We start from the raw sequence: 7419 nt of genomic DNA on the forward strand, positions 1-7419 counted from the left end.
CTGCTCCCCTGCTCCCCTGCTCCCCTGCTCCCCTGCAAAGTATGTCTGAATCTCTTTCCTACAGCCAAGCTGCACAGTGGTTTTTACATCAGCTAATACCAACCAGCGCAGTTCATAATATTGCGATCGCAATTCAATTACAAATAGATTTAGACGTTCCGGTATTACAAGTCGCTTTTAACACATTAGCAAAGCGGCATTCACTATTGCGTACCACCTTCACCACCTTAGAAGGTAAACTAATTCCCCAACTCCACAACTCAGCAAAAATCGACTTCCACCAAGAACATACTTCTCCCTCCCCTTCCCCTTCCCCTTCCCCTTCCCCTTCCCCTTTAATTGAAGAAGCTCACCGTCCTTTCAATATAGAGCAAAACTGCTTTCGAGTAATCTTATTTACTGAATCACCTCAAGAACATGTTTTACTGGTGGTGGCTCACCAACTAATAGCTGATTTATTCTCTCTCAAGCTACTCATCAATGAATTGGGCATAATGTATGCAGATCAAAAAGCGGGTGTGCAACCATCTCTAACACCGTTGAATTTAGAATTTCAAGATTATATCCGGTGGCAAAATAACAAGTTAGTGGGTGCAGCAGGTGAAAAAATTTGGTCATATTGGCAACAAGAATTGTCTGGGGAATTACCTTTACTCAACCTTTTAGGAAAACCGCGATCGCCAATTCAAACTTATTGCGGTGCTTCGCATATCCTCAATTTGGATAAACAACTGTGCCAACAATTAAAAGTATTAGCTGAAAGTGAAAATGTCACACTTTATACCCTTCTGTTGGCAGCATTCCAAATCTTGCTGTATCGCTATTCTTCTCAAGAAGACATTGTAGTAGGTTCTCCCACAACTCGCCCAGCCGAATTTGCAGAGATTTTCGGCAACTTTGTGAATTATATAGTCTTGCGATCGCAGCTTTCTAGCAATACCACATTTACAAAATTTCTTGCTCAAGTGCATCAAAAGGTGATACTAGCGCAAGAGCATCAAGATTTTCCCTTTCCAATTTTAGTTGAAAGACTGCAACCAGTGCGAGACTCTAGTTACTCGCCACTTTTCCAAGTTTTATTTGCAGTAGAACAGCAGCAATTCAACTTAGAAGTTGTTCCTATTGAACAAAAAACAGCTAGATTCGATTTAACATTAACAATAGTTGAAAAAGAAGACTCCCCCTCAGCCATTTGGCAATATAACACCGACCTTTTTGATAGCGTCAGCATTGCCAGAATGGCGGGAAATTTTCAAACTTTATTAGAGAGTATTATAGCCAATCCTACACAACATGTTTCTCAATTACCTTTATTGAGTAAAGAAGAACAACATCTTTTATTAGTGGAGTGGAATAACACTCATTTAGATTATCCCAAAGATGTATATATTCATCAATTATTTGAAGCGCAAGTAGAACAAATACCCGATGCAATAGCAGTCGTGCTAGGAGATGAAGAACTTACCTACCGTGAACTTAACCAACAAGCCAACCAGTTAGCACATTACCTACAAACTCTAGGCGTAGAACCAGAGAAACTTGTGGGAATTTGCATGGACTATTCCCTGCAAATGATAGTAGGAATTTTGGGAATTATGAAAGCTGGTGGCGCATACGTGCCTTTAGATCCTGCCTATCCCCAAGAACGTCAAGCTTTCTTACTCAATGATGCACAGCCGGAAGTATTGCTGACTCAAGAAAAGCTATTAGAAAGGATTCCCCAAACTATAGCTAAAATCGTTTGTTTAGATTCGCAATGGAATATTATTGCTCAAAAAAGTCAAGAAAATCCTGTTTGTAGAGTTACTGGAGAAAACCTAGCTTATGTAATTTACACATCCGGTTCCACAGGTAAACCTAAAGGAGTGATGAACACCCATAGCGGTTTAGCTAATGCTTATCATTGCTTTAAAATTGAAGTTAACTGTGTCATTCAATTAGCAAGTTTTGCCTCCGATTTCTTCTTAGGTAATTTAATTGTTGCTCTTTCCTCTGGGGCGAAGTTACTTCTTTGTCCTTTAGAGATAGTTTTAGATATCGAAAAACTTTATAAATTAATTTATCAAGAAAGAGTTGATATCATAGCTTTAAATCCTGCCTTGTTACGGGGCTTAATGCTATATATAAAATTCAGTCAGCAATCTCTTGATTTTGTCAAATATGTTGTAGTGGGTTCTGATATTTGGTATCTACATGAATATCAAGAACTGCAACAACTATTTGCGGATGTTGAAACTCATGTAATTAACTCCTATGGTGTGACAGAATGCTCTATCACTAACTCTAGATTTGAAGATTCACTCTTTAATCTTTCCATTGATGGCATTGTACCTGTTGGTCGTCCCCTACCTAACACCCAATTCTATATTTTGGATGCTCATTTACAACCTGTCCCCATTGGAGTCAAAGGTGAATTATATATTGGTGGTGATGGTGTGGCACGGGGTTATCTCAACCGCCCAGAATTGACTGCGGAACGGTTTATTGCTAACCCGTTTCAGGAAGCAGAAGGAAGTCGTCTGTATAAAACTGGGGATTCGGCACGCTATTTAACAGATGGTAATATTGAATATCTGGATAGACTGGATAATCAATTAAAAATTCGCGGTTTCCGCATAGAACTAGGAGAAATTGAAGCGGTACTCAGTCAACATCCCGCTGTATTTCAAACAGCAGTTATTGCTAGGGAAGATGTTCCTGGCGATAAACGGCTAGTGGCTTATGTAGTTTTGCTGGAGAAAATAGCATCAATTAACGAATTGCGGCAATTTCTCAAACAGAAACTACCAGAATATATGATACCTGCTTACTTCGTGCTGCTGGATGGTTTGCCAATATCAGCAAATGGCAAAGTTGACCGAAAAGCACTACCAGCGCCAGAAAAAACAGGTATTGCAGGAGAAAATAATAAAATAGCTCCACGTACACCCCAAGAAGAAATACTAGCTTTAATTTGGGCTGAAGTCTTAGGAATTGAGCAAATAGGCATCCATGATAACTTCTTTGAATTAGGCGGACATTCCTTACTCGCAACCCAAGTAATATCACGAGTGCGAACAGCTTGGGCGGTGGAAATACCATTACGCAGCTTGTTTGAAAATCCCACTATTGCAGGACTGGCTAAGTGCGTAGAATCGGCACATAAACTAGAACAATCTATACCGCCACTAGTTGCGATCGCCAGAAATCAGAATCTCCCCCTATCCTTTGCCCAGCAACGTTTGTGGTTTCTCAACGCCCTACAACCAGACAGTGCCTTTTACAACATTCCCATCATGGTACGCCTGGAAGGTCAGCTTAACCAAACCGCCTTAGAACAAAGCCTCAACGAAATCATTCAGCGTCATGAAGTCCTACGCACCAACTTCATCACAATAGACAGTCAACCAGTACAAATAATTCACCCCACCCAGAACTTAGTTTTAGAAGTGCGATCGCATTATTCTCTTTGCGACTTTGCGCCTTTGCGTGAGATAAATCATCCCACAATACAACACCCACAAGCCCAACAACTAGCAACACAAGAAATTCAACGCCCCTTCAACCTCACCTCTGACGCTTTAGTCCGCGCTACCTTACTAAAACTATCCGACACAGACCACATCTTACTCCTCGTAATACACCACATAGTTTGCGACGGTTGGTCAATAGGAATAATAGCCCAAGAACTAGCAGCACTTTACCAAGCCTTCTGTCAAAAACTCCCCTCACCCTTACCAACTTTACCCATTCAATACGCCGACTTTGCAGTTTGGCAACGGCAATGGTTACAGAAAGATGTACTTGACCCTCAACTAGCTTACTGGCAAAAACAACTCGCCGACGCACCCCCTTTATTACCATTACCAACTGACCGCCCAAGACCTGCTGTAAAAACCTTTCGCGGGGCGCATCATACCTTTGTACTGCCTGCAAACTTGAGTGAGGAACTAACCTTACTCAGTCAGCAGACAGGGGTTACTCTGTTCATGACCTTGTTAGCAGCCTTTCAAACACTACTTTACCGCTACAGTAACCAAACTGACATTTTGGTGGGTACGCCCATCGCTAACCGCAATCATGCAGACATCGAACCATTAATTGGTTTTTTTGTCAATACTCTCGTCCTACGTACCGATTTATCAGGCAACCCCAGTTTTGAGGAATTACTCAAGCGAGTCAGGGAAGTAACTTTAGGAGCCTACGCCCATCAAGATGTACCCTTTGAATTATTGGTGGAGGCATTGCAGCCAGAACGAAATTTAAGTTACACACCGCTGTTTCAAGTGCTGTTTGTAATGCAAAATACTCCAATGCCTGTTAAGGAGTTAGAAGGTTTAAGACTGACAACCTTGCAACCAGAAAGCCAAACAGCCAAATTTGATTTAACTTTATCTGTGGAAAACACTGAAGATGGTTTATTAGGAATTTGGGAATACAACACAGATTTGTTTGATGCTGCCACCATTACTCGCATGACAGGGCATTTTGCAACCCTGTTAGAAAGTATAATAGCAAATCCAGAACAGCGCGTTTGTGAATTACCTTTGCTCACAGCAGCAGAACGACAACAATTATTAGTGGAATGGAATGATACTAATGTAGAGTACCCCCAAGATGTATGCATTCACCAACTATTTGAAGCACAAGTGGAACGTACACCCGATGCTGTAGCAGTGGTGTTTGAAGGAAAACAACTGACTTATCGGGAGTTGAACAACCGTGCCAACCAATTAGCTCAATACTTGCAGCAGCTAGGTGTAAAATCAGAAGTACTCGTGGGAATTTGTGTAGAGCGTTCCTTAGAGATGGTGCTGGGGTTACTGGCTGTTTTGAAAGCAGGCGGTGCTTATGTTCCCCTTGACCCAGCATACCCGCAACAGCGCTTGCTTGCAATGTTAGAAGATGCCCAAGTGTCGGTGCTGTTGACGGTGACAGAATTAGTTGATTCTGTTTTAGAAGATAAAACGCAAGTCATCTACTTTGATAGAGATTGGGAGAGAATTACTACTGAAAGCGAAAATAATCTCCACAGTCAGGTGACAGCCGACAACTTAATATATGTGATATTCACTTCCGGTTCCACCGGCAAACCCAAAGGTGTAGCCGTTGAACATCGGCAACTGCTTAACTATATGTATGGCATTCGAGAAAAACTACAGCTGACTGATAGAAGTAACTTTGCGATCGCTTCCACTTTTGCCGCAGACTTAGGAAATACTGCCATATTTCCTTGCTTGTGTAGCGGTGGCACTTTGCATATCATATCAAAAGAAAGGGCAACAGATGCCAATGCCTTTGCAGAATATTGCCAACAGTATCCCATCGATTGCCTGAAGATGGTTCCTTCGCACTTTGCTGCGTTGTTAACATCAACTCAAGGGCAAGCGATCGCACCCCGCCAACGCCTTATACTAGGTGGTGAAGCAACAAGTTGGGATTTAATTGAGCAAATTCAAAGTTATGCACCCACTTGTCAAATTTTCAATCATTACGGCCCCACTGAAGCTACAGTAGGCGTGCTAACTTATACAGTAAAATCTAGAGCAACGGAATATTATACACAGTTCCTTCCCTTGGGGCGTCCCCTACCCAACACACAAATTTATATCCTAGATGAACATCTGCAACCTGTTCCCGTGGGAGTACCTGGTGAACTGTACATTGGTGGTGCAGGCTTAGCCAGAGGCTATTTACACCAGCCTCAACTAACATCTGAGCGATTTATTACTCATAATTTTGGCGAAAATAAAGAAACTCGACTTTACAAAACTGGAGATTTAGCCCGTTACTTGAAAAATGGCAATATTGAATACCTGGGTCGCATTGATAACCAAGTAAAAATACGCGGCTTCCGCATTGAATTAGGAGAGATAGAAGCTGTATTGAATCAATATCCGCAGGTACAGCAGGCGGTGGTAATTGCTAAAGAAGATATTTTAGGCGATAAGCGCCTTGTAGCATATATCGTCCTTCATCAACAGCAAGTCCCAACAAACAGCGAACTTCGCCGCTTCTTGAACTCAAAACTACCTGACTACATGGTGCCTAACATCTTCGTCATTTTGGACACCATACCAATTACACCAAATGGCAAAGTGAATTTTGCAGCTTTACCCGCACCCGAAAAAGCTACTTTTGTAGCTGAAAATACTATTGTTGCACCTCGTGATGCTGTGGAACTGCAACTTACACAAATTTGGGAAAAAGTTCTCAAAACTACATCTGTGGGAATCAAAGATAACTTTTTTGACCTGGGAGGACACTCACTTTTAGCCGTTAGCTTGATGGCTGAAATTCAAAAGCAATTTGGACAGCGTTTACCCCTAACTACCCTCTTTCAAAAAGGGACAATTGAGCAATTAGCAACTATTCTCCGTCAGCAACCAGATTTAAATAATTGGTCTTCCTTAGTGCCAATTCAGCCTCATGGTACTAAAAAACCTTTCTTTTGCGTCCATCCAGTTGGTGGAAATGTCCTCAGCTACTTTGAATTAGCGCGTAATTTGGGTTTAGATCAACCTTTTTATGGACTACAAGCCAAAGGTTTAGACGGACAACATCAGCCATTAACTCAAATTGCAGACATGGCAGATGAATATATCAAAGCCATACGTGTCGTTCAGCCATCTGGGCCTTACCTTTTAGGCGGTTGGTCAATGGGAGGAGTTGTAGCTTTTGAAATGGCACAACAGCTACAAATGCAAAGCGAAACAGTAGCCCTGTTAGTTTTAATCGATAGTAGAATACCTAATTATGGTGAGCAAAACAGCCTTGAGAAAATTGATGAAACTGCCTTGTTAAACTACTTTGCTATAGATTTAGCAGGTCGTTTTGGCAAAAATCTGGAAATATCAAATGATGCTTTTCAGCAGTTGACCCTTGATGAGCAACTAAACTATATTTTAGAGCAGGCAAAACTAAACAGTATCCTACCAGAAGATATTGACAAGCAGCATATTCACCCATTAATTGAAGTATTCACAACCAATCTTCAAGCATTGCAAAATTATGTTCCCCAACTATATTCTCAGCAAATTACCCTTTTGCAAGCCAGCGAAATATTATTTGATAATTTGCATTCTGCTGAAATTGGTTGGAACAAATTAACGACAGAATCTGTAGATATTTATAGCGTCCCAGGCAATCATTACACCATGCTAACAAAACCTAACGTTCAAGATTTATCAGCACAATTAAAACACTGTCTTGACGCAGTACAAATATTTGAATGTCAGTAGTCAGTGGTCAGTTGTCAGTAGACCTCTTGCAAAAGTCGTTCTTAGCATTCTTTTCTTAGCGTCTTTGCGCCTTTGCGTGAGGCAAAAAAAGATTTATGCAAGAGGTTCAGTTGTCAGTTGTCAGTTGTCAGTTGTCATCAGCCATCAGTCATCAGTCAACAAAATTTCCTGACTTTTCCGTCAAACTATCCACCATATT

The 7419-nt window shown here is 41.3% G+C and carries 1 protein-coding gene; it reads left to right on the forward strand.

Going from position 1 to position 7419, the window contains the following annotated elements; translation table 11 throughout:
• Positions 1-41 precede the first annotated feature (41 nt).
• Positions 42-7220: an amino acid adenylation domain-containing protein gene (locus tag I8748_RS14325; RefSeq protein ID WP_198125256.1), complete on the forward strand. Its 7179-nt coding sequence runs from the start codon at positions 42-44 to the stop codon at positions 7218-7220.
• Positions 7221-7419 lie beyond the last annotated feature (199 nt).

It is taken from the genome of Amazonocrinis nigriterrae CENA67, from assembly GCF_016056305.1.
Lineage (GTDB): Bacteria > Cyanobacteriota > Cyanobacteriia > Cyanobacteriales > Nostocaceae > Amazonocrinis > Amazonocrinis nigriterrae.